24 protein-coding genes and 1 pseudogene are annotated in these 20,629 nt (G+C 60.0%); 15 read left to right on the top strand and 10 right to left on the bottom strand.

All coding sequences use genetic code 11. The annotated features are described in order from the left end of the window. Nucleotide 1: 1 nt before the first annotated feature. Genes VL547_RS05350 through VL547_RS05300 form a run of 11 tightly spaced genes read left to right on the top strand, consistent with a single transcriptional unit; the run spans nt 2 to nt 8,970 of the window. Nucleotides 2-1,087, top strand: a complete 1,086-nt coding sequence (locus VL547_RS05350) for a beta-ketoacyl synthase N-terminal-like domain-containing protein (protein WP_325575994.1) — start codon at nt 2-4, stop codon at nt 1,085-1,087. A 33-nt stretch (nt 1,088-1,120) separates the two neighbouring features. Further along, a complete protein-coding gene (locus tag VL547_RS05345; RefSeq protein ID WP_325575992.1) occupies nt 1,121-2,191 on the top strand; it encodes a methyltransferase in 1,071 nt (356 codons plus the stop codon). Next, on the top strand, nt 2,188-3,513 hold the full coding sequence (locus VL547_RS05340) for an NAD(P)/FAD-dependent oxidoreductase (RefSeq protein ID WP_325575990.1): 1,326 nt from the start codon (nt 2,188-2,190) through the stop codon (nt 3,511-3,513). Before VL547_RS05345 ends, VL547_RS05340 begins: the two co-directional genes overlap by 4 nt. Further along, nucleotides 3,506-4,165, top strand: a complete 660-nt coding sequence (locus VL547_RS05335; protein WP_325575988.1) for a hypothetical protein — start codon at nt 3,506-3,508, stop codon at nt 4,163-4,165. Before VL547_RS05340 ends, VL547_RS05335 begins: the two co-directional genes overlap by 8 nt. After that, a complete protein-coding gene (locus VL547_RS05330) occupies nt 4,153-4,410 on the top strand; it encodes a phosphopantetheine-binding protein (protein ID WP_325575986.1) in 258 nt (85 codons plus the stop codon). Before VL547_RS05335 ends, VL547_RS05330 begins: the two co-directional genes overlap by 13 nt. Before the next feature lies 1 nt (nt 4,411). After that, nucleotides 4,412-5,641, top strand: coding sequence for a beta-ketoacyl-[acyl-carrier-protein] synthase family protein (locus VL547_RS05325; RefSeq protein ID WP_325575984.1), 1,230 nt, complete (start codon nt 4,412-4,414; stop codon nt 5,639-5,641). Then, the gene (locus VL547_RS05320) at nt 5,634-6,587 is read left to right on the top strand and encodes a beta-ketoacyl synthase chain length factor (RefSeq protein WP_325575982.1); all 954 of its coding nucleotides are present in this window, start codon (nt 5,634-5,636) and stop codon (nt 6,585-6,587) included. The genes VL547_RS05325 and VL547_RS05320 overlap by 8 nt, the downstream gene beginning before the upstream one ends. Further along, the gene (locus VL547_RS05315) at nt 6,581-7,351 is read left to right on the top strand and encodes a polysaccharide deacetylase family protein (RefSeq protein ID WP_325575980.1); all 771 of its coding nucleotides are present in this window, start codon (nt 6,581-6,583) and stop codon (nt 7,349-7,351) included. Before VL547_RS05320 ends, VL547_RS05315 begins: the two co-directional genes overlap by 7 nt. Continuing rightward, complete coding sequence (locus VL547_RS05310; protein ID WP_325575978.1) at nt 7,344-7,976, top strand: outer membrane lipoprotein carrier protein LolA; 633 nt, start codon at nt 7,344-7,346, stop codon at nt 7,974-7,976. Before VL547_RS05315 ends, VL547_RS05310 begins: the two co-directional genes overlap by 8 nt. After that, nucleotides 7,939-8,580, top strand: a complete 642-nt coding sequence (locus VL547_RS05305; RefSeq protein WP_325575976.1) for a hypothetical protein — start codon at nt 7,939-7,941, stop codon at nt 8,578-8,580. The genes VL547_RS05310 and VL547_RS05305 overlap by 38 nt, the downstream gene beginning before the upstream one ends. Nucleotides 8,581-8,598: 18 nt before the next feature. After that, complete coding sequence (locus VL547_RS05300; protein ID WP_325575974.1) at nt 8,599-8,970, top strand: 3-hydroxyacyl-ACP dehydratase; 372 nt, start codon at nt 8,599-8,601, stop codon at nt 8,968-8,970. Here the strand turns inward: VL547_RS05300 and VL547_RS05295 are convergent. The 6 genes from VL547_RS05295 to VL547_RS05270 are packed head-to-tail and all read right to left on the bottom strand — an operon-like array spanning nt 8,957 to nt 14,767. Further along, nucleotides 8,957-9,535 (bottom strand): hypothetical protein, encoded by a 579-nt coding sequence (locus tag VL547_RS05295; protein ID WP_325575972.1) that lies wholly within the window; start codon nt 9,533-9,535, stop codon nt 8,957-8,959. The two genes, VL547_RS05300 and VL547_RS05295, sit on opposite strands and share 14 nt — an antisense overlap. A 30-nt stretch (nt 9,536-9,565) precedes the next feature. Further along, nucleotides 9,566-10,648, bottom strand: a complete 1,083-nt coding sequence (locus VL547_RS05290) for a beta-ketoacyl synthase chain length factor (RefSeq protein WP_325575970.1) — start codon at nt 10,646-10,648, stop codon at nt 9,566-9,568. Nucleotides 10,649-10,651: 3 nt separating this feature from the next. Further along, the gene (locus VL547_RS05285) at nt 10,652-11,821 is read right to left on the bottom strand and encodes a beta-ketoacyl-[acyl-carrier-protein] synthase family protein (RefSeq protein WP_325575968.1); all 1,170 of its coding nucleotides are present in this window, start codon (nt 11,819-11,821) and stop codon (nt 10,652-10,654) included. Further along, nucleotides 11,809-12,519, bottom strand: coding sequence for a glycosyltransferase family 2 protein (locus VL547_RS05280; RefSeq protein ID WP_325575966.1), 711 nt, complete (start codon nt 12,517-12,519; stop codon nt 11,809-11,811). Before VL547_RS05280 ends, VL547_RS05285 begins: the two co-directional genes overlap by 13 nt. Nucleotide 12,520: 1 nt before the next feature. Beyond that, nucleotides 12,521-13,522: a cation diffusion facilitator family transporter gene (locus tag VL547_RS05275; RefSeq protein ID WP_325575963.1), complete on the bottom strand. Its 1,002-nt coding sequence runs from the start codon at nt 13,520-13,522 to the stop codon at nt 12,521-12,523. Nucleotides 13,523-13,531: 9 nt separating this feature from the next. Beyond that, nucleotides 13,532-14,767, bottom strand: a complete 1,236-nt coding sequence (locus VL547_RS05270) for a nucleoside recognition domain-containing protein (protein ID WP_325575961.1) — start codon at nt 14,765-14,767, stop codon at nt 13,532-13,534. Between the two features lie 171 nt (nt 14,768-14,938). Between VL547_RS05270 and ychF the strand changes: the two genes are divergently transcribed. The 4 genes from ychF to VL547_RS05250 all read left to right on the top strand — a co-directional run bounded on the left by ychF (nt 14,939) and on the right by VL547_RS05250 (nt 19,732). Further along, nucleotides 14,939-16,039 (top strand): redox-regulated ATPase YchF, encoded by a 1,101-nt coding sequence (gene ychF, locus VL547_RS05265; protein WP_325575959.1) that lies wholly within the window; start codon nt 14,939-14,941, stop codon nt 16,037-16,039. 54 nt (nt 16,040-16,093) lie between these two features. Continuing rightward, nucleotides 16,094-18,565 (top strand): gliding motility-associated C-terminal domain-containing protein, encoded by a 2,472-nt coding sequence (locus tag VL547_RS05260; protein WP_325575957.1) that lies wholly within the window; start codon nt 16,094-16,096, stop codon nt 18,563-18,565. A 115-nt stretch (nt 18,566-18,680) separates the two neighbouring features. Continuing rightward, nucleotides 18,681-19,301, top strand: a complete 621-nt coding sequence (locus VL547_RS05255; RefSeq protein WP_325575955.1) for a hypothetical protein — start codon at nt 18,681-18,683, stop codon at nt 19,299-19,301. A 23-nt stretch (nt 19,302-19,324) separates the two neighbouring features. Then, the gene (locus VL547_RS05250; RefSeq protein WP_325575953.1) at nt 19,325-19,732 is read left to right on the top strand and encodes a hypothetical protein; all 408 of its coding nucleotides are present in this window, start codon (nt 19,325-19,327) and stop codon (nt 19,730-19,732) included. On the opposite strand, the gene VL547_RS24105 is transcribed toward VL547_RS05250, so the two are convergent. The 4 genes and pseudogenes from VL547_RS24105 to VL547_RS24095 all read right to left on the bottom strand — a co-directional run. Beyond that, nucleotides 19,710-19,844, bottom strand: coding sequence for a DUF2716 domain-containing protein (locus VL547_RS24105; protein WP_414648331.1), 135 nt, complete (start codon nt 19,842-19,844; stop codon nt 19,710-19,712). The two genes, VL547_RS05250 and VL547_RS24105, sit on opposite strands and share 23 nt — an antisense overlap. 4 nt (nt 19,845-19,848) lie before the next feature. Further along, nucleotides 19,849-19,965, bottom strand: a pseudogene (locus VL547_RS24100) (DUF2716 domain-containing protein); the annotation flags it as partial. Nucleotides 19,966-19,998: 33 nt separating this feature from the next. After that, the gene (locus VL547_RS05245) at nt 19,999-20,493 is read right to left on the bottom strand and encodes a DUF4352 domain-containing protein (RefSeq protein ID WP_325575951.1); all 495 of its coding nucleotides are present in this window, start codon (nt 20,491-20,493) and stop codon (nt 19,999-20,001) included. Between the two features lie 15 nt (nt 20,494-20,508). Further along, nucleotides 20,509-20,629 (bottom strand): DUF3892 domain-containing protein (locus tag VL547_RS24095; RefSeq protein WP_414648332.1); only part of this gene is annotated, 121 nt, incomplete at its 5' end.

The following is a 20,629-nucleotide window of genomic DNA, read 5'->3' as shown; positions in this document are numbered from 1 at the left end:
TATGCTGAGCGACGTTTTTGTGTTATCGGATGCTATCGTTTCCCCGCTGGGTGTCACCACGGAGGAGAATTTTGCGGCGATCGCGGCGGGTCGGTCGGGCGTTCGTTTGTTCGATCGCGCCGACATGTCCCCCAAGCCGTTTTACGCGTCGCTGTTTGATGAGCGGCCTTTGTTTGACGACCTTGTTTTTGACGCCGCTTCCTCGGCGCTCGGCGCCAGCGGACTGTCGGCGTCCGATCCGCGGCTGGCATTTATCGTTTGTTCTACGAAGGGGAATATTTCACGTCTGGAGGCGGGGATAGTCGACCCGGCGGCGTTTTCGCTGTCCGCATCGGCTTTATTGGTCGCGTCCCGTTTGGGCGTTGTCGCCGAGCCCCTGGTCGTGTCGCACGCCTGTATCTCCGGGTTACAAGGGATGATTACGGGTATGCGCCTGATCCAGGCCGGGTTGTACGACCACGCGCTCGTGTGCGGCGCCGACCTCATCACCCGTTTTATCCTGTCCGGTTTCCAGTCGTTCCAGGCCGTCAGCCCGGAGCCCTGTCGTCCCTTTGACGCGGACCGCCAGGGCGTTACGCTGGGCGAGGCCGGGGCGGCCCTGGTGCTGTCGAAGCATCCGTCCGGCATACGGCTGGCGGGCGGCGCGGTCAGCAACGACGCCAACCACATATCCGGCCCCTCCCGGACCGGTGAAGAACTGTTTATGGCGATCCGCCGGGCGTGGCATGGGGAACCCATCGATTTTATCTCCGCCCACGGCACCGCGACATTATATAACGACGATATGGAGGCCCGCGCCATCAACCTGGCGGGTCTGGCGTCCGTACCCGTCAATTCCCTGAAGGGGTATTACGGTCATACCCTGGGCGCGGCAGGGCTCCTGGAATCGATCATATCGGTACAATCGCTCCGCGAAAACCTGGTGCTGGCAACGCCGGGATTCCGCCGTCCGGGCACGGTCGTACCCGTTACGGTAGCTGCCGCGAACATGTCGATGCCGCTGCGGCGGTGTCTGAAGACGGCCTCCGGGTTCGGGGGGTGCAACGCGGCGGTAGTATTGGAAAAAACCGATCTTGCCACGGCGTGACATATGCCACGGCTGAAACTCTGAAAAAAGGCTATGAACTTTTACTCGAAGGATACCAAAACAGCTTTAGAAGCAAAAGACCTGGCGCAGTGGATCGCCTTTGGCCCGGTCGTTTTCCAGGTCGCCAGGACCATGCGTGACACGGGTATGCTGGCGGCGGTCGAAGCCAGCGGGACAACGGGGCTCACCCAGGCGGAGATCATGGACCAGACCGGGCTTTCCCGGTACGGCGTCCGGGTGCTCCTGGAGTCGGGGCTCGGGATCGGGCTCGTCGTCGTGAACGCAGATAAGTATACCCTGACCAAAACGGGGTACTTCATCCTCCACGACGCCCTCACGCGCGTCAACATGGACTTTGTCCAGGACGTGTGCTATCACGGGCTGTCCGACCTGGAGGCCAGCATCCGCAACGGCAAGGCCGAAGGGCTCAAGGTCTTTGGCCAATGGCCCACGATCTATGAGGGGCTGTCGCAGCTCCCGCCGCACGTGCAGAAAAGCTGGTTCGCCTTCGATCACTTCTTTTCGGATAACGCTTTTCCGGCGGTGCTGCGGCACGTTTACAAGGACGGCGTAAAGCGCCTCCTGGACATCGGTGGCAATACGGGGAAGTGGGCGATCGCTTCGTCTCGTCATTCGCCGGACGTGCACGTCACGATCATGGACCTGCCGGGGCAGTTGAATGTGGCAGAGCAACGTATTTCCGAGCTCGGCCTGACTGACCGGGTGTCGTTCTTCCCCTCGAACCTGCTCGATCCTTCGCAGCCCTTCCCGACCGGTTTTGACGTCATCTGGATGAGCCAGTTCCTGGATTGTTTTTCGGAGGAGGAAATCGTGTCCATACTAAAGCGCTGTTATAACGCCCTTTCCGAGGAGGGCTATGTGCTGATCCTGGAGGCGTTCTGGGACCTCCAGCGTTTCGAGACCGCCGCCTTTTGTCTCCAGCAGACGTCGATCTACTTTACCGCGCTGGCCAACGGGAACAGCCAGATGTACCATTCGCAGGTGTTTATCGACTGCGTTCGCGCGGCCGGGTTCGAGGTCGTCGAACAAACCGATCACATCGGACTCAGCCATACTTTACTCAAGTGTAAAAAAGTTGTATGACCCCATCTTCTTCCGTAGACGTGCTTGTCATCGGCGCCGGACCCGCGGGTACGGTGGCCGCTTCCATCATCCACCAGGCCGGGTTTAGCGTCCGGATCGTGGAAAAACAACAGTTCCCCCGTTTTGTCATCGGCGAGAGCCTGCTGCCGCGGTGTATGGAGGCGCTCGACGAGGCTGGCTTTTTGGACGCCGTACGGGCCGCTGGTTTCCAGGAAAAGGGCGGTGCCAAGTTCGAAAAGAACGGCAAGATCTGCGACTACTCCTTCGGCGAGGCGTTTACGGCGGGTTGGACCTGGACGTGGCAGGTGCCGCGGGCGGAGTTCGATAAGATATTGGCGGATACGGTGGAGGCCATGGGAGTGCCGGTATCCTACGGGGTTTCGGTTACGGGGATCGACTTTTCTTCCGACGGGTCTTCCGTTACGACGTTGGACGATGGGTCGTCTGTTTCCGCGCGATTTATCGTCGACGGCTCCGGCTATGGTCGGGTGATCCCCCGGCTCTTTGGGTTGGACAAGCCGTCCTCCCTCCCACCCCGCCGGGCGGTGTTCGTGCATTTGCGCGATCCGCGCCGGTCGATGGCGGATGAGCCGAACCGGATCACGATCGTGGTGCATAAGCCGGGGGTTTGGATTTGGGTGATACCGTTTTCCAGTGGGGTCACGTCCGTGGGGTTTGTGGGGGATCCGGGCTTTTTCGACGGCGCGGCGGCTGCCGGGTCCACTGTGGGCGCGGCTTCCGGCGCGGCCGGCCCGAATGCGGGCGGCACCGGGGGGGCAGGGTTCAATAGCGGCGAGGCGCAGATGCGGGCGCTTATTGCGTCGCAACCGTATATCGCAGAGCGGATGGAGGGCGTCGAGTTCCTGTGGGAACCGCGCACGCTTCAGTCGTGGTCGAGCACGACGGATACATTCTCGGGGAATGGTTTTGTCCTGACGGGCAACGTGACCGAGTTCCTCGACCCGGTCTTTTCATCCGGCGTGACGCTGGCCACGGTCTCCAGCCAGATGGCGGCGCACCTCGTGACCCGCGCTTTGAAGGGCGAGTCCGTTGACTGGGCCAAAGAGTACGCAGAACCCATGATGCAGGGCGTCAACACATTCCGCTCGTATGTCAACACCTGGTACGAGGGCGTGCTGGACACGATCTTCTTTGCCGACGACCAGGACCCGCTGATCAAGAGCCAGATATGCTCGGTGCTCGCCGGGTACGTGTGGGACATGTCGAACCCCTACGTCAGGAACCACGAGACCGCGCTTTACAAACTGCAGTCACTCATTAATTTCCGCGACGCCGCGCGTAAAAAGTCGGCCGTTGAGTAGCGGGACGGCCATATCGGGCGCCCTCCCGGGTTTTATCGCGGCCAGCTGCGTGGTCCGTCGCGGCCGCGTCTATAAGGACGGCGCGCTGAGACACGAGGTGCATGCGCGTACGGCCCGCGCTTTCCTCGAAGAGGTATACGCGGCGGAGACTATTTCGTATCCGAAGTTCTACAAGATGGACCCGCTCAGCCAGCTGGGGTTCCTGGCCACGGAGCTGCTGCTGGAGGGGACGCAGCTGGCGGATGTGCGCGGCACCGCGCCTTTGGGCCCGGAGGACGTCGGCGTCATCCTGGCCAATACGAATGCCAGTCTCGATACGGACGTGCGGTACTATAGGACCGTCGCGGAGATGCCGAGCCCCGCCCTGTTCGTGTATACGCTCCCCAACATCGTGATCGGTGAAATCTGCATCCGGCATGGGTTTAAGGGGGAGAATGCTTTTTTTGTATTTAAGGCGTTCCATGCTACTTTTATAACGCAATATGTACAGGGCCTTTTTGCGGCCGGGCTCGTCAAAGCCTGTGTCTGCGGATGGGTCGAGGTATTGGACAACGACTATGACGCCGCGCTCTTCCTGGTGGAAGAGACCGGCACGACTCCCTTTACGGCAGAAAACCTAAAAAAAATCTACGACCGACCATGGACCAATTGATGGCCGATCTGAAGCGACAGATCATTGCGCAGTTGAATTTGAAAGACCTCAAACCGGAAGATATTGGGGACGACCAGCCGTTGTTCGTCGAAGGCCTCGGCCTCGACTCGATCGACGCGCTGGAGCTGATCGTCCTCCTCCAGCAGGAATACAAGATCCGCCTGGCGAGCGCCGACGACGGACCCAAGGTGTTCCGCACCGTCCGGACGATGGCGGAGTACATCAAGGAACATCAACCCGCATAGCATGGGAGCGCCCGCAAATCCCAGCGGCGGAGGCGCGCCGGTCTACATCGCCGGGGTCGGCGTCATTTCCTCCATTGGGGACGACAGCGCGGCGTCGCTCGACGCCCTGTCCAACGGACGCGCCGGGATCGGCCCGATGCGGCTGCTCCGTTCGGCGCACCGGGACGAACTGCCGGTGGCGGAGGTGCCGCATACCAATGCGGAGCTCGCATCCATGGCGGGTCTCCAGGCGACGCTCCCGCGCACGGCGCTCTTGAGCGCTATCGCGGCCCGCGAGGCGCTGCGGGGAATTGATACGGAGGGCCTGCGCGTGGGCCTGATTTCCGCGAACACCGTAGGAGGTATGGACCTCACGGAGGACTTTTATCCCGGCTTCTTTAAGGGCGGCCGCTACCGCCTCCGCGACGTCGTCCACCATGAGTGCGGCGCCGTCACCGAACTGGTGGCGGACCGGCTGGGCATTCATCACCATGTCAGCACGATCAGCACCGCCTGCTCTTCTTCGGCGAACGCCATCTTTATGGGCGCGCGGCTGATCCGGCAGGGACACCTGGACGTGGTCGTTGCCGGCGGCGCAGATGCGCTGTCGCGGTTCACGCTCAACGGCTTCAATACCCTCATGATCCTGGACAAGGAACCCTGTCACCCGATGGATGAGAACCGAAAGGGACTCAACCTGGGCGAAGGCGCGGGGTACGTGGTGCTTGTCTCCGAACGCCTGGCCCGTCCCGCCGGTTCTTCGGCCTCCGGATCTGGCCCGCTGGCCCGGCTCACCGGGTGGTGCAACGCCAACGACGCCTACCACCAAACGGCGTCGTCCCCCGAAGGGACGGGGTCCTACCTGGCGATGAAGGGCGCCCTGGCCAAGGCTGGGTTGTCGCCTTCGGATATCGGGTATATCAACCTGCACGGCACGGGCACCCAAAATAACGACATCGCCGAAGGCACCGCGGTCAAAACCCTGTTCGACCCGGTCTACCCCCCGCTGAGCTCCACCAAATCCTTTACGGGCCACACGCTCGGAGGCAGCGGCGGGATCGAGGCGGTTTTTTCGGTGCTGTCGCTCCAGGGGGGCTATATCTACCCCAACCTGCGGTGGCATACGCCGATGAAGGGATTGCCCTTCGTCCCGGCCATCGGGTTTGTGCGGGGCGCGCCGGTGCGTCACGTGCTCTCTAATTCATTTGGCTTCGGCGGGAACTGCACCTCTTTAATCTTTTCGCATGTCTGACCGTATATATATCCTTTCCACGGGGATCGTGTCGGCGCTCGGGGCGCAACCGGGAGGCCCGGACGCGGCGGCGCCGGGCGACGGCCGGGGCGCAGCGGCGCCGGGTGGCGACCCGGCGCACGGCAACCGCTTGCGTGCCGTGGAGCCGGATTACGGCAAAGTCATTGACCCCAAAATGATCCGGCGGATGAGCCGCATCATAAAGATGGGGGTCGCGGCGGGCATGGAGTGCCTGGCCGGCGCCACGCCGGACGCCATCATTACAGGCACCGCCTATGGCTGTCTCGAGGACACGACGGTCTTCCTCGACCGGATGGTCGTGAACAAAGAAGAGATGCTCACCCCGACGGCCTTCATCCAGTCCACGCACAATACCGTCGGCGCGCAGATCGCGCTGATGCTCGGCTGCCACGGCTACAACAATACTTTTGTCCACCGGGGTTTCTCGTTCGAGCACGCGCTGCTGGATGGGATGATGCTCATTCAGGAGGGCGACGCCGGCACCGTTCTGGTGGGCGGCGTCGACGAAATCACCGACGGCTCGCATGCAATTTTAAGTCGACTTGGGCTGTATAAACATGGGAGGATCAACGGAGAAGGTGCGGCGTTCTTTTTGCTGAGCGGCGAGCCGCACCCGGCGGGCGACGGCGGAACAAGGGCGGGCGACGGCGGCACCGTCTGCCTGGAAGGAATCGATACATTCTATAAACCCGCAGACGCGGCCGCGCACATCCGCGCCTTCCTGGAGAAACACCCCGGGCCGATCGACGCGGTCATCGGGGACACCGGGGAACCGTTTCGGGACCGGTGCGGCGACTATCCGACGGCTTCGGCGGTGGGGCTTTGGCTCGCGGTCGAAAAGGTGCGGGCCGGCGCCGGCAGGGTTTTGGTATACAATAACTACCTGGACATCCATCACTCACTTTTGCTGGTATCGGCATGCTGAACATGCGGAATACGACGATAGCGCTGGCGGGGGTCATCGCGCTCCTGGCCTGGTGGCACGCACCCTGGTATGGGTACGTTCTGGCGGTCGCGGGGTATACGTTGCCGCTGGCCTGGGGGAGCTATCACATAGGGTCCAATTTTTATATCGATGTGATAACCAAGGGGCCAGGAGGGGCCACCGGAGCGCGGGCGATCGCCCTCACCTTCGACGACGGCCCCGCCAACCAGTACACCCCCGAAATCCTGGACATCTTAAAGGAAAAAGACGCGCCCGCCGCTTTCTTTTGCATCGGCAAAAACATCCCCGGGCGCGAAAACCTGTTGCGACGGATACACGACGAAGGTCACCTGGTCGGTAACCATAGTTACTCCCATCACTTTTGGTTCGACCTGTTTTCCACCCGGCATATGCGGGCGGACCTGAGACAGATGGATGCGGCGGTGCGGGCGGTGACCGGCTTGACGCCCCGGTTGTTCCGGCCGCCGTATGGGGTGACGAACCCCAACCTGGCAAAGGCTATCCGGAAAGAGGGTTATACGCCCATCGGCTGGAACGTCCGGTCGCTGGACACGGTGATCAACGACCCCGTCAAGCTCCGGAAACGGATCGAAAAGGCGTTGAGACCCGGCTCGATCGTCCTCCTCCACGATACCATCGACGCCACGCTCGTCATGCTGCCCCAGTTGATCGACGGGGCCCGGGCCGCCGGATACGCGATTACCCGCCTCGATAAAATGTGTAATATAGCGCCCTATGCATAAGGTATTCATGCTTTTATGTTGTATCCTAACCATCGGCGCGAGGGCGCAGTACGCGGGGTATACGTTAATGGCGGACAGCGGTCCCTTCAAGACCCAGTTTGCCACGATGGCCCAAAAGAACACCAGCCTGCGGTGCGACTTTGTCCAGGAGAAAAACCTGAGCGTGCTCAGCGAAAAGATTACCTCCCGGGGCAAGTTCTGGTTCCGCCGCCCGGACAACGTGCGGATGGAGTACACCCAGCCCTTCCAATACCTGATGATCCTGGCGAACAACCATGTATTCATCCGGGACGGCCAAAAGGAGAACTCGGTCTCCACCAAGTCGAGCAAGCTGTTCGCCCAGATCAACCAGCTGGTGGTCGATTGCGTGCGGGGTACGGCGGTCAACAACCCGGATTTTTCCGTAAGGGTTTTCGAAGGGGGCCAAACGTGGCTGGTGGAGCTCACGCCGGTGGCCAAAAACCTGAAGGACCTCTTCCAAACGGTGACGGTCCTTTTGGAGAAAAAAGACTTTACCCCGGCCCGGATAAAAATGCTCGAGCCCTCGGGGGACAATACAGTTATTACCTTTTCAAACAAGGAGCAGAATGTGGCGCTGCCTGACAACCTGTTTGTGCTGCACTAGGATGGCGCTGACGGTCTGCACCATCGCGGTGTCAGCTGGCTGTAGCAGCGCGTACCGGCACCTGCGCCCGACCGGGGGCGACGTTACCTGCGTACAACAATTCAAACCGAGGCTCGGTTCCGCGCTGTACAAAACCGAAGTCGACGTCGTCGGCAAGCACCTTAGCGGCCTGTTGGTGTTGAAGTTGATGCCGGACAGCAGTACGCGGGTAGTCTTCACCAGCGAGATGGGGTTGACCTTTTTCGATTTTGAATTTGCCCGCGACGGCGCCTTTACGGTGCACCGCATCATCGAACAGATGGACAAAAAGGCCGTAATCAAGACCCTCCGCAAGGACTTCGGGCTGGTACTGCTGGAACACACCGCTGGCGGGCGGGTACTGACGGACGGGGTCAACCGCTATTATGCATTTCCGCAGGAAAAGGGAACGAATTACTATATTACCGACAGCAGCTGCGCGCACCTGATCCGGGTGGAAAAAGCGGGGCGGAAGCCCGTCGTGATCGCGCAGATGCTACATTACCAGGAAGGCGTGCCGGATAGCGTACACATCGATCACCAGCTTTTTCACTTCACGATAACGCTGAAAAAACTCGAACAATGAGTTCCAAAAATGCTCGCTATGAGGCTCTTAGATAGTTTTTGCCGCACCTCCGACGTGCGCATCGTGACCGCCGGTGGCTCGATCACGGAGGGCACGCTCACGGCGACGCTCACCTTCGACCCGGCCCACCCGATCTTCGAGGGACACTTCCCAGGTCAACCGGTGGTGCCGGGGGTGACCATGATGCAGATCGTCCGGGAGCTCCTCGAGACCCACGTCCTGCGCCGCAAGGCCCTGGTGAAGGAGGCGGACGCGTTGAAGTTCCTCACCATGATCGATCCGCGGGAGAATGCCACGATCCTGGCGGAGATAAAATATGGGGAGAAGGTGGTCGCCCGTTTCTACAACGAGACGACCACGTTCTTTAAGATGACGGCTACGCTTTCTTGATCAGCCGCGCCAACCCTCGGGCAGCGGTGGCGTAAGACTCCTGGATGCGAATACCGGTGTCCATACCCGCGCCGATCATATTACCCGGGGCGTTGGTGATCGATATTTTCGCTACGACGTTACCGGGGTTTGCGCTCTCGACGACCCACACTTCGGCGTCGAGCTCCGCGCTGGTTTTGAACCCGACGGCGGCCCCGGGCTCGAGGTTCAGCAGTTTTACAATGAGCGTATACTTGCCTTTGTTGTCCACGGACATCCCGGAAAGCTTGGCGAATGTTTCGTCGAAACGCGGTTCGAACCGCGACTGCCGGTCGTCGACCCAGGCTTTTGCCCAGGTGTCGCCGGAACCGGGCTTTTTGTCGTTGAGCTCGGCCTTCCGGGTAGCGATGTAGTCGGCGTCCCTGATGTTCTTTTTGCCGATGGTCAGGCCGGCATAGTCGAATTTGGTGTTGACTGATGCCTGGCCTTCGAGGGCCTTGATGTCTCCATCGATAACCTTAACCTTTTGAGCGGCCACGCTGGCGGCGGTGGCCAGGGCCAGCAAAGAGAGGGTGAGTAGCTTCATGGTTTGGCACATTTTAATGTGTGCGCTAATTTAATCATTAACCTTAGAAACCAAAATGAAGCTATGCTGAAGTCCTTTGTATGTGTTATACAGTAAAATACGGCGTGGCGGCGCGGTGGAGGCGTCTTTGACCATATGCGCGGGCAGGTGCCCCGTTTCGAGGGCCCGTACAGCCAGCCAAAGGCCGATGGCGCTGGCGGTGGGGTGCTCGCCGCTCATATGCTTGAAACGGGCCACCGGGAGGCCAAGGGCCTGCTCGGCCGCGGCATAAAAAGGTTTCAGGCGGATGTCGCCGTTTTCACCGGTGAGGAGGAGGTCAGGCGCGGCGGACGGCTGTGCGAAGGCTCCCGCGGCAAACCGGCCCAGCCGCTCGGCTACGGCGGCCACGTCGCGGGTGTGCATCGTCTCGATGGCCTCGATCACGATCGCGGGACCCGCGCCGGGGACGTGACCCACGGCCCCCGCACCCGCCTCGCCACCCGCGCCCCGCGCCCCGCCCACGCGGAACAACGCCGCCCCCTCCCCCGCCAGGGACCCCGGGGTCTGGCTGTCGTAGAGTTCGGTATTGGAACATGGTTCGGCTTTAAAAGACCCCGCCAACGCCTCGATGTGGTTGTTGTAGGAGGAGATTTCGTCGCCGCCGCCGACCAGGAAGGTGCGATCGGGTTTTTCGGCCACCTGCAGGCAGGCGTCCAGCAGCGCCTGCTCGAACGCCAGACCGCGGTGGATGTGCGTGCAGTTGTACCCCTTGTTCCTGGTCAGCAGGCTGATCTGCGACGCCATCGCGTTGGCCGTGCTCTGCACGAAGTTCGCCGGGGTGAGCATGCCCTCGTCGTATTGAATGATCTGGTCGAGGAACTTGATACAGTCCTCGAGACCGCCGTTGCCGGTGCCGAGGATGATGCCATCGGGCGCACCGGAACCGCGGAGCAGCGGCAATGCCGCCCCCACGCTGATCTTCACCGCCTTCCCCATCCGCCGCAGGAGCCCCGGCGGAATATCCGGATACCCCGGCTCCACGACAAAAAGCTGGTTATCCCGCGAAGGCAACAAGGTATCCAGGTCGTCGGCCGACTGGGGAAAAACGCAATATGACCGATGTATGAAGAGCATGACTCAGGCTTTTGAAAAAACGAGGGACGAACAATTCCCGCCAAACCCAAAGGAGTTCGACATAATGTGCTCCATCGGGAGCGACGTCAGCGACGTGACGGGTGTCAGGGCCGCGATCGGCTGTGTGCACCGCAAGCTCGGGTAGGCCTCGTCATGGACCAGCCCCAGGACGGAAAAAACCGCCTCGACCGCGCCCGCGGCCCCCAGGGTGTGCCCGGTAAAGGACTTGGTGGAGGCAAAGGGCGGGACGCCACCGGGGCCGAATAACCGCGTCATGGCGATGCCTTCGACGAGGTCGTTGTTCTCCGTGGCGGTACCGTGGGCGTTGATATAGCTGATGTCCCGGGGCGCCAGGCCGGCGGTCTCGAGGGCCTCGGCCATCGCCAGGTAGGGCCCGTCGCCTTCGTCCGACAGCGAAGACGGGTGAAACGCGTCGTTGCTGTTGCCAAAACCGGTGAGCCGCGCGTACACGCGTTGTCCCGGGCGCTCCCTCTGAAGGACGACAAAAGCCGCGCCCTCCCCCAGATTGAGCCCCTGGCGGGTCTCGTCAAAGGGACGGCAGGGTTCGGGGGATAATATATGCAGGGCGTTGAACCCGTTGATGGTGAACTTGGCGAGCGCGTCCACGCCGCCCGCGATGACGGTGTCGGCCAACCCGTGCCGGATCAGACGGGCACCGTAGCCGATGGCGTTGGCGGAGGAGGAGCAGGCCGTGTTCATCGAGTCGATGACGCCGCCGATCCCAAAGCGCTCCTGGAGATACAGCGCGATCGAGCCCCCGTCATAGCTCGACAGGTACTCGGACCCGTCGGATTGTTTGTGCGCGTCCCGATAGAGCTCGTCGGTCAGGCACATCCCGCCGACGGTGTTGCCGCAGACGAGGGCCACGCGCCCGAATGAAAGGATACCCGCGTCCGCGACGGCCTCGTTAAACGCCTCCAGGGCCAGCAACATCGTGCGCGTGACGCCGCGTTCATGCGCGTTAAGACGCTCCCGCAAAACGGCATCCGTCGTTTTGATCTCCGCTACCGGAAGCAGACCGTCGTAGCGGCTCTTGAACAATTCCAGCCGGCCGATACCCGCCCTGCCTTCGCGAAGCGCCCGGTGGTTGGCCTCCAGCCCGCTTCCCAGCGCCGTCGTAATGCCTATTCCTGTTATGACTATCGGATCCATTTGAATGTAGTAATCATAATGAGCACCAGCGCCGTATTCAGCACGCTGATGCGCGTAAAATCCTTGAACGGCCTGAAGTGCGTCACCCGCTCCTCCGGGGGCGGATAATAGACCCTGACCGGCACCGATACCACGGGCACCTTCCGCCACGCCGCCCGCACCAGGACCTCCACCTCGAACTCGTATTTGCGCGTCCACCACCGGACCTTACGGAGGCGCTCGATCGGGTACAGCCGGTAACCGCTTTGGGTATCCGGACACCGGATACCCGTCTCCAGGTGGAACCAGAAGTTGGAGAACCGGTTCCCGAAACTGCTGCCGCCGGGCTGGTCTGCGTTTTCCATGTTGCGGGCGCCCACGATCAGGGCGCCTTCGTGCGTTGCCAGGGCGCGCTCGAAGGTGTCCAGGTCCTCCGGGTAGTGCTGACCGTCGGAGTCGATGGTGATCGCATACCGGTAACCCAGCGACAATGCCTTGATAAAACCCTGCCGTAACGCAAAACCTTTCCCCCGGTTCCGCGCATACGCTACGACAGATACCATCGGAAAACGTGCCAGGATTTCCCCCGTGCGGTCGGTCGATCCGTCGTTGACCACGATGACCCGGGGGGTATGCGCCAGCACGCCCCCGATGACCGTGGAGAGGGTCTCGGCATTATTAAACGTCGGGATCAGGACACAAACGTCGGGCCGTTGCATATCAACCGGCAAATGTAGCATTTTCCAGGTAGTGCTTCCGGTTGGGAAGGACGTTTTTCCGGCTCCATTCGATGTGGAGCGAATAGGGTTCCTTCCGGGCGGGGCAATTGGTGACGGCGCAGTAATGACAACATTCGGGTATACAGGGGTCGGTATGGATAAAGAATTCCACTTCCCCCTTGGTGAAATTGTCGTTGACCGTGGCAGCCAGCCGGGTGATGATCTCGTGCACCGTCTCCAAAGTATAATAGTAGGGTAAGGTGACGTGACAGTCGATGTGGTAGTGCGTCCCGAAGCGCTGGACGCGCATGTTGTGGATGTCGATCCACGCTGGCTCACGGTGCGCGCTCAAAATGCCGACCACCTCGTCGACCACGGTCAGGTCGGTCTCGTCCATCAGCCCGGACACCGACTGCCGGAGGAGCCGGTAGCCGCTCACCAGGATCAGGATACCCGCGATCATCGACGCCAACGGGTCCGCCCATACCAAACCGGTCATCGCGATAAAACCCACCGCCACCAGGACGCCAATGCTCGAATAACTGTCGGACAGGATGTGGCGGCCGTTGCCTTCGAGGGTCAGGGACTGGAGCGCCTTGCCCCGTTTGACCAGCCACCAGCCGAGCAGGCCGTTGGCCGCGCCGCTGACGGCCACCAGCCAGAGCGCCGTGTGCAGGCCGGACAACGGCTGGGGGTGAAAGTAGTGCAGCACCGCCTCGTATACGATCGCCACACCGGCAAAAGCGATCATCGTCCCTTCAAAAGCTATAGAGAAAAACTCGATCTTCCCATGCCCGTAAGGGTGGTTCGTATCGCTCGGTCGCGCCGAGAGGCGGATGCTGTAAAACGCAAACAGCCCCGTGACCACGTTGATGATGGACTCCAGCGCGTCGGACAGGATGACGACCGAACGCGACAGGTAATAGGTGTAAAACTTCAAACCGCAGATCGCCGCGCTAAATATGATAGACCACGTGATCAGCCGGAGCTCCTGCTTCTTCAAGAGGTTATATTAGTGATGAAAGAAGATGTAGGCGATCACGATCGCACACACCACGCCAAGAAAATCGGCCACGAGACCGGTCCAGATGGCGTAGCGTACTTTTTTGATCCCGACGCTGCCAAAGTACAAAGCTATGATCAAAAAAGTTGTCTCCGCTGAATTTTGCATGATGCTCGCGAGCGACCCTACGAATGAATCCGGCGTATAGCGTTTCATGATGTCGAGCATCATCCCCCGGCTACCGGAACCGCTGAACGGGCGCATCAGGGCCACCGGCAGGGCGGGTACGAAATCGGTGTTGACGCCGAGCCTGCCGATCGCCCATCCGAGACCCTGCGTGACATAGTCCAGCGCGCCCGAGTCCCGGAAAAGCCGGATACCGACGAGCATCCCCACCAGGTAGGGCATGATGCGCACGACCACGGCCCAGCCTTCCTTGGCGCCATCGATAAAGGCGTCGAAGATCTTTACCTTTTTTATCAGGCCCGCGGTTAAAAACCCGACGATCAGTATTAGCAGCAACAGGTTTCCCGCGGTTTGGGAAAAGGTATTCCTTTGCGCCTCGCTCAGGGAGTCCACCAGCAGGAGCAATCCCGCGACCAGCCCGGCCATCGCAGCCAGTCCGCCCGCCAGCACCCAGTCGATACGGATCTTCTGTACCACCGTCATCACCAGGATGCTCATGATCGTGCTGGACACCGTCGCCAGCGCGCAGGGCACAAAGATCGCCGCCGGCGCCACGGACCCCATGCTCGCCCGGAAAGCCATGGCGGTCAGCGGGATGAGGGTCAAACCGGAGGTATGGAGGACCAGGAACATGATCTGGGCGTTGCTGGCCGTTTCTTTGTCGGGGTTGAGGGTCTGGAGGCTGTCCATGGCCTTGAGCGCGAAGGGGGTCGCGGCGTTGTCCAGCCCCAGCATGTTCGCCGAGAAGTTCATGACCATGTGGCCCGTCGCCGGGTGATCCTTGGGGACTTCGGGGAAGAGGCGTTTAAAGAACGGCCCCAGCAGCTTCGACAGCCTGTTGACGATCCCCGCCTGCTCCCCTATCTTGAGCAAGCCCAGGAAGAAGATCATCGCCCCGGCCAAAGGGAAGGCCACATCGGTAATTGACGTCTTGGCGGCGTCAAAGACACCTTCCCCAAGAGTTTGGAAGATGTGCGGGTCCCCGGTGATGGCGCACTTGACGCAGGCAACCGCCAGGGCTATCGCAAAAAAGGCAAACCATACGATGTTCAGGGCCATGCGCAAATATATAATATCCGTACCTTTGCGCGCGTTTCCGTCCTGCTCTTGGCGCCTTGCTCCCTCTGCACTTGTGTTGCGGTGCCCGCAAAAACAAGTGCAAAGGGAGCAAGGCGCCAAGAGCAGGACGGGCAATCCTAGGTTCAATCCGAGGTTCAATCAATTGATAATATGGCATTACAAGCTGGTATCGTAGGTCTCCCGAATGTTGGTAAGTCGACACTTTTTAATGCGCTGAGCAACGCAAAGGCCCAGGCGGCTAATTTTCCCTTCTGTACGATAGAGCCCAATGTGGGGGTGATTACGGTCCCGGACGAGCGTCTCATCGAGCTGGAACGCCTTGTCAAACCCCAGCGCGTGGTTCCGACTACCGTCGAAATCGTCGACATAGCAGGGCTGGTCAAGGGCGCCTCCAAGGGCGAAGGGTTGGGTAACCAGTTCCTCGGGAATATCCGCAATACCGATGCTATTATACACGTCCTCCGCTGTTTTGACGACGACAACGTCATCCACGTGGATGGCAGCGTCAACCCCGTCCGGGACAAGGAGATCATCGACATAGAGCTCCAGCTCAAGGACCTCGACGGCGTCGATAAAAAGATCAGCCGCATCGAGAAGCAGGCCAAAGCCGGGGACAAGGACGCCTCCCGCGCCTACGAGATCCTCACGGGTCTCAAGGCGTTTTTGGAATCCGGTCGCAACGCCCGCGCATACGATGTATCCCCCGAGGACAAGGAAAAATACCTTCGGGAATTGGGTCTCCTGACCATCAAACCCGTCATCTACGTCTGCAACGTCGACGAGAAATCGGTCGTCAGCGGGAATAAGCACACCGCCGCCGTCCTGGAAGCCATCAAGGGAGAACAGGCCGAGGTCCTGCTGGTTAGCGCCGAGATCGAAAGCGAGATCGCCGTCATGGAAAGCTTTGAGGACCGGCAGCTGTTCCTGGAGGACATGGGCCTGCACGAAAGCGGCGTCGCCCGGCTGATCAAGTCGACCTATCATTTGCTCCACCTGATCACCTATTTCACCGCCGGCGTCCAGGAAGTCCGCGCTTGGACCATCACCCGCGGCATGCTGGCGCCGCAGGCCGCCGGCGTCATCCACACCGACTTCGAAAAGGGCTTTATCCGCGCGGAGGTGATCCGCTACGCGGACTTCGTAAAGTACGGCTCCGAAGCCGCCTGCCGCGACGCCGGCAAGCTGGCCGTCCAGGGGAAGGATTATACCGTCGAGGACGGGGACATTATGCACTTCCGTTTTAACGTGTAATCCAACCGGAAATCCATCTTTACATCCGGCCCGCTTTGTTTAACTTTAGCGCGTATGCCGCGCCTCAGCCCCTGGCTAGCCCTTTTAACGACTGCGCTTACCTTTTGCGTCCCTGCCGCCGCCCAGGTCGGACAGATCGATAGCCTGAAGGTGACGGGCGCTTTTTCCGTGGATATAGTTTTTACGGGTCCGACCTGCGGGTCGGCAAACGGTACCATCGCCATCATGCCGTCCGCCGGAACGGCGCCCTATCAATATTCCCTGGATGGCGGCGCGGCAAAAAACCAGGGCATATTTTACGGGGTGCCGGCGGGCGCCCATACCCTGCTCACCATCGACGCTTCGGGGCGCAGGGTCACCACGCCGGTGACGCTCGTGTCTATGTTTTCTTCTCCGACGGCCACCGTAGGTGCTTATACGGCCCCGTCCGCCTGCCTGGCCTCGGACGCCATGGTCACGCTTAATGTCAGCGGCGGCGCGCCACCCTACGCCTTTAGCATGGACCAGGTCAATTACCAGGCCGGCAACGTTTTTAACGACCTCCCCAACGGGCAATACTATTTTTTTGTCAGGGACGCCAACGGCTGCACGACCAAGGTGAACGGTCCCCTGCAATACAACTACAACTGCACGCTCATCCCGCAGGGCGTATACGTTTCCTATAGCCAGGGCGCCTGCGGCAACAACGGCTATATCGATATAGAACCGGTGACGGCGGGCGAACCCTGGCCCTATACGTTTTCGACGGACGGCGTCAATTTTCAACATACGAATACCCTCCCGAACCTCTCCCCGGGTCTGACCAGGGTGTATGTAAAAGACGCGTCGGACAATGAATTCATGGAAGCCGTCGTGATCTATCCGAACTGCGTCGTGTTGACACCGACCCTGGTGACGCCGGACTGCGGCTCCGTTAACGGCGCTATCATTGCGCAGGCATCCATGGGTACCCCGCCCTATGCGTATTCACTCGACGGGGGCGCTACGTTCCAATACAGCCCGGTGTTCGGGGGGCTCGCCCCCGGTACTTACAAACTTTTTGCAAAGGACGCCAACGGGCAGCTCGCCGGTATGGACGTATCCCTGGGCTCCGGTTGTCTCTCGATCGCGGCCGTCAGCGTGAACGGCCGTTGCGGAGTCCCCGACGGCTCCGTCACCGGTAGGCCTACCGGCGGTTTTCCGCCTTACGAGTATTCCCTCGACGGATCGCCCTTCCAAAACAGCAATATTTTTACGGGTCTTGGCGCGGGTTCTTACACCATAACGGTCCGGGATTCACGGGGCGTGATCGCTTCTACGGTGATCCCCCTTTCGGTATCGCCGGCGCCTTCCCTGACACTGACCGGCACGACCGTGAGCTGTAAGAACAATGACGGGACGATCACGGCGGTGGCCTCGGGCGGCCTTGCACCCTATACCTATTCCCCTGACGGTGTCCATTTTGTCGTCGGCGGCATTATTTCATCACTGGACACCGGTTTGCACAAGGTATGGACCATGGACGCGGCCGGCTGCACGGCCTCCGATACGCTGACGCTACGCGTATTGGACGACGTGACCGTCGATGCCGGGAGCGCGGCCACCATTTGTCAGGGCGGCGGCACGAGGCTGGCCGGCGCTTCCAACGCCCCCCGCGTCGCCTGGTCACCCGCGACCGGCCTCACCCAAACGGCGTCGCTTTCGCCGGTGGCTTCGCCGTCCGTTACGACGGTCTATACCCTCACCGCCACCAACGGCGTCTGTGTGGACAGCGATTCCGTAAAGATCATGGTGAACCCCGCGCCCATCGCGGTGGCGGGTCCGCGGGCCGCCGTTTGCTACGGCGGCTCGGGCCAGCTCCACGGCGGTGGCGGCGTCCAGTACCTCTGGAGCCCCGCTGCCGGTCTTTCCGATACCCGCACCGCCGATCCCGTCGTCCAGGGCCTCACCCAAACCACGACGTATTCCCTGAACGTCATCGACGCCAACGGCTGCACGTCGCTGGCGCCCTCCACGGTAACGGTTACCGTCGACCCGCCGGCGCCGCTATTTGCCGGCGACGATACCACCGTGGCCACCGGCCAGCCCGTACCCCTGTCGGCGCGGGACGTCGATAATACCGGGTTTACGTCTTTTGTCTGGTCGCCCCCCGACGGACTCAGCAACCCCATGATCGCCGCCCCGGTCGCCCAGCCCACCGCGAGTGTGCGGTACACCGTAACCGCCACCACCCCCGCCGGCTGTGAGGGCGTCGCCGCCGTCACGATCAAGGTCTTCCGGGGCCCGGACATCTACGTGCCCGGCGCGTTCACCCCCAACGGCGACGGCGTCAACGACGTGCTCCGTATCGTCCCCGTCGGCATCAAGGACTTCAAAGAGTTCCTCGTCGTCGACCGCTGGGGCAAGACCGTTTTCCGCACCGCGAACCCCGACGTCGTCTGGGATGGCGCCCGCGCGCCTGCAGGCGTGTATGTTTGGATGGTTGCGGGGATCGATGTCAATGGGGGGCTTGTGCAGAAGAGGGGGACGGTTGTGCTGATACGATAGCGACGAACTTTCAAAACAATAAAATTCAACCATGGGTCTTTTCACAACTGTTCTTCACGTTTATCAAAGGAGCCAAACCGATGTCGCCAACGCAGTGGCCGATGAGCTGACACAAATGCACGGCATCCATAAAATCAATACGTCACTGGCCTCCGGAGACGTACTGGAGGGAAGATTTAAACAAGGCATTACCTACCTGACTACGGAACAGCATGGCAATTGGACAACCGTCATCGAAATAGCCGTCAACCTCGATAAGCCCTTTTACCTGTACGACCTGACCAATGGCCTGAGCAAGCGGTTGAACACCTATGCCTTATCATTTCACCTGCACGATGGCGACGTGCTTCTCTATAATCTGGATAAAGACGGCGAACCGCTGGATGGCTATAACAGCGATTATCAATATTTCCTGGAGGAGCCAGCCGAGCTCGATGACATGCTGAGTCAAAGACATTCTCCTCAACCCTTCAAAGACGTTTTACCTCCGGCGAAAAATGTCGACCATTTGAATGCCATCCTGAATGAGGGATATTGGAAGGCTTTTGACGATAATGCACTGGACGAGGACGGCGTCTGTCCAGAAGAGTATTTCGTCGACGAAGAAGAACGGTTCGAAAGGGTCGGCAAGTACCTGGAAATATTCTCAAACGACGAATATCCCTTTGCCAACTGGCAGGAACATCGGGACAAGCTACAACTGGACCAATGCATATTATTGACCGGCGAGCTATAATTGGCTCCTTCCTTTTGTGCTGCGTGATCGTAGCTTCAGCACAGCTGTCTTTCCCGAAAGGCTTTAAGCGTGTAAAAGGCGAAAACCTTACAGGCGTTGACGACGTATACTCCAACGGCAGGTATTCATTCCAAACCCACAGGGTTTCAGTAGCCTATGACCAATATACGGGCAACGACGAGGCGTTTTCACGCTACGTCAGCACGGACTTTGGCTTCCCCTTCCATCGGACGAAAGACGGGCTCCTCTGGGGGACGGGCAAGAGTGGCGGATTTTATTCCTATATCGTAGTCGATTGGAGCGGAGACGCCTTCGAGTTATTTTCCAAATACGACGACGAGGGGTTTTCCTTTTATTCCAGATGGCTTCTTTCGACGATCAGGGGTATGCACAGGGAGGGAAAGATGATTATATTCCCGATGGAAGGTTGACGGCGGCGGCGGAGATCAATTTTTCCCCTATCAATGTAATGGTCTTTTCCCAAGGGTGCCCGAACCAAACATTTTGTCGGTCTTTGGTGATAAAATATATAATAGTCGCCATTGGGGATAAAAGAGATGGGTGCGTCCTCCCGCAAGAAATCTACGGTTAATCGCCTCGGTTCAAAATAGAAACAGTCGTGTTGCCAGTCCAGGACATAAATGGCTTCTCCTTTTTGCGTAATCCCGACAAAAGTCTAATATCGTCCTGGGCGGCCTCAAGGCACCTTTACCACCGCCTCCTCCCCATTCCAGAGCCCGCCGCTCAGGTGCAGGTTGTAGGTGCCCTCGTGGGGGACCTCGAAGATGAGCAGGCCGGACTTGGTGATGTTCGGGTTGCACTCTTTGGCGAAAAGGGTTTCCTTGCCGGCCATTTCGAGGGCGGACTCGCCGTCGGAAGAGCTTTCGAACTCGGTGCCCTTGTCGTCGGTTAATTTAAAGAGGGAATTGTCGAGGGTGTGTTCTTCCTTGTCGTTGTTCCGGAAGGTGACATTTATCACGAGGAAAACGCCGTCGGCTTTTTTCTGGTCGAGCTCGCCGCCGACCTCTTTCAGGAATTTGGCGTTGTTGACGACATACGAGAAGTTGCCTACGTCGACCGGGTCGCCGATGTTCTTAGAGGTGGGCGAGGCGACGGCGGCGGTAGGGCTGGATGAGTCGCCGCCACAGGCGGCAAGGCTGACGACGAGGGTCAGCATGATGAATATTTTCATTTTACGGTTTTGAGGTTATACGGTACATTCAGGAAGACTCAATAGATTGTCCGGGCGATAGGCATCCGCCTCCGTCTTGAGGTATTTCCGGCCATTTCGCTGCGCAACGACGACATTTACGCTGCGACCTTTTACG

Source organism: Dinghuibacter sp. (genome assembly GCF_035492835.1).
Classification (GTDB): domain Bacteria; phylum Bacteroidota; class Bacteroidia; order Chitinophagales; family Chitinophagaceae; genus Dinghuibacter.
This window is presented reverse-complemented; position numbering and strand designations above follow the sequence as displayed.

Excerpts from the sequence above, each read along its gene's own strand:
- VL547_RS05350 (WP_325575994.1), top strand. The coding sequence starts at position 2 with ATGCTGAGCGACGTTTTTGTGTTATCGGATGCTATCGTTTCCCCGCTG.
- VL547_RS05345 (WP_325575992.1), top strand. The coding sequence starts at position 1,121 with ATGAACTTTTACTCGAAGGATACCAAAACAGCTTTAGAAGCAAAAGAC.
- VL547_RS05340 (WP_325575990.1), top strand. The coding sequence starts at position 2,188 with ATGACCCCATCTTCTTCCGTAGACGTGCTTGTCATCGGCGCCGGACCC.
- VL547_RS05330 (WP_325575986.1), top strand. The coding sequence starts at position 4,153 with ATGGACCAATTGATGGCCGATCTGAAGCGACAGATCATTGCGCAGTTG.
- VL547_RS05325 (WP_325575984.1), top strand. The coding sequence starts at position 4,412 with ATGGGAGCGCCCGCAAATCCCAGCGGCGGAGGCGCGCCGGTCTACATC.
- VL547_RS05320 (WP_325575982.1), top strand. The coding sequence starts at position 5,634 with ATGTCTGACCGTATATATATCCTTTCCACGGGGATCGTGTCGGCGCTC.
- VL547_RS05315 (WP_325575980.1), top strand. The coding sequence starts at position 6,581 with ATGCTGAACATGCGGAATACGACGATAGCGCTGGCGGGGGTCATCGCG.
- VL547_RS05310 (WP_325575978.1), top strand. The coding sequence starts at position 7,344 with ATGCATAAGGTATTCATGCTTTTATGTTGTATCCTAACCATCGGCGCG.
- VL547_RS05305 (WP_325575976.1), top strand. The coding sequence starts at position 7,939 with ATGTGGCGCTGCCTGACAACCTGTTTGTGCTGCACTAGGATGGCGCTG.
- VL547_RS05300 (WP_325575974.1), top strand. The coding sequence starts at position 8,599 with ATGAGGCTCTTAGATAGTTTTTGCCGCACCTCCGACGTGCGCATCGTG.
- VL547_RS05295 (WP_325575972.1), bottom strand. The coding sequence starts at position 9,535 with ATGAAGCTACTCACCCTCTCTTTGCTGGCCCTGGCCACCGCCGCCAGC.
- VL547_RS05290 (WP_325575970.1), bottom strand. The coding sequence starts at position 10,648 with ATGCTCTTCATACATCGGTCATATTGCGTTTTTCCCCAGTCGGCCGAC.
- VL547_RS05285 (WP_325575968.1), bottom strand. The coding sequence starts at position 11,821 with ATGGATCCGATAGTCATAACAGGAATAGGCATTACGACGGCGCTGGGA.
- VL547_RS05280 (WP_325575966.1), bottom strand. The coding sequence starts at position 12,519 with ATGCAACGGCCCGACGTTTGTGTCCTGATCCCGACGTTTAATAATGCC.
- VL547_RS05270 (WP_325575961.1), bottom strand. The coding sequence starts at position 14,767 with ATGGCCCTGAACATCGTATGGTTTGCCTTTTTTGCGATAGCCCTGGCG.
- ychF (WP_325575959.1), top strand. The coding sequence starts at position 14,939 with ATGGCATTACAAGCTGGTATCGTAGGTCTCCCGAATGTTGGTAAGTCG.
- VL547_RS05260 (WP_325575957.1), top strand. The coding sequence starts at position 16,094 with ATGCCGCGCCTCAGCCCCTGGCTAGCCCTTTTAACGACTGCGCTTACC.
- VL547_RS05255 (WP_325575955.1), top strand. The coding sequence starts at position 18,681 with ATGCACGGCATCCATAAAATCAATACGTCACTGGCCTCCGGAGACGTA.
- VL547_RS24105 (WP_414648331.1), bottom strand. The coding sequence starts at position 19,844 with ATGGCGACTATTATATATTTTATCACCAAAGACCGACAAAATGTTTGG.
- VL547_RS05245 (WP_325575951.1), bottom strand. The coding sequence starts at position 20,493 with ATGAAAATATTCATCATGCTGACCCTCGTCGTCAGCCTTGCCGCCTGT.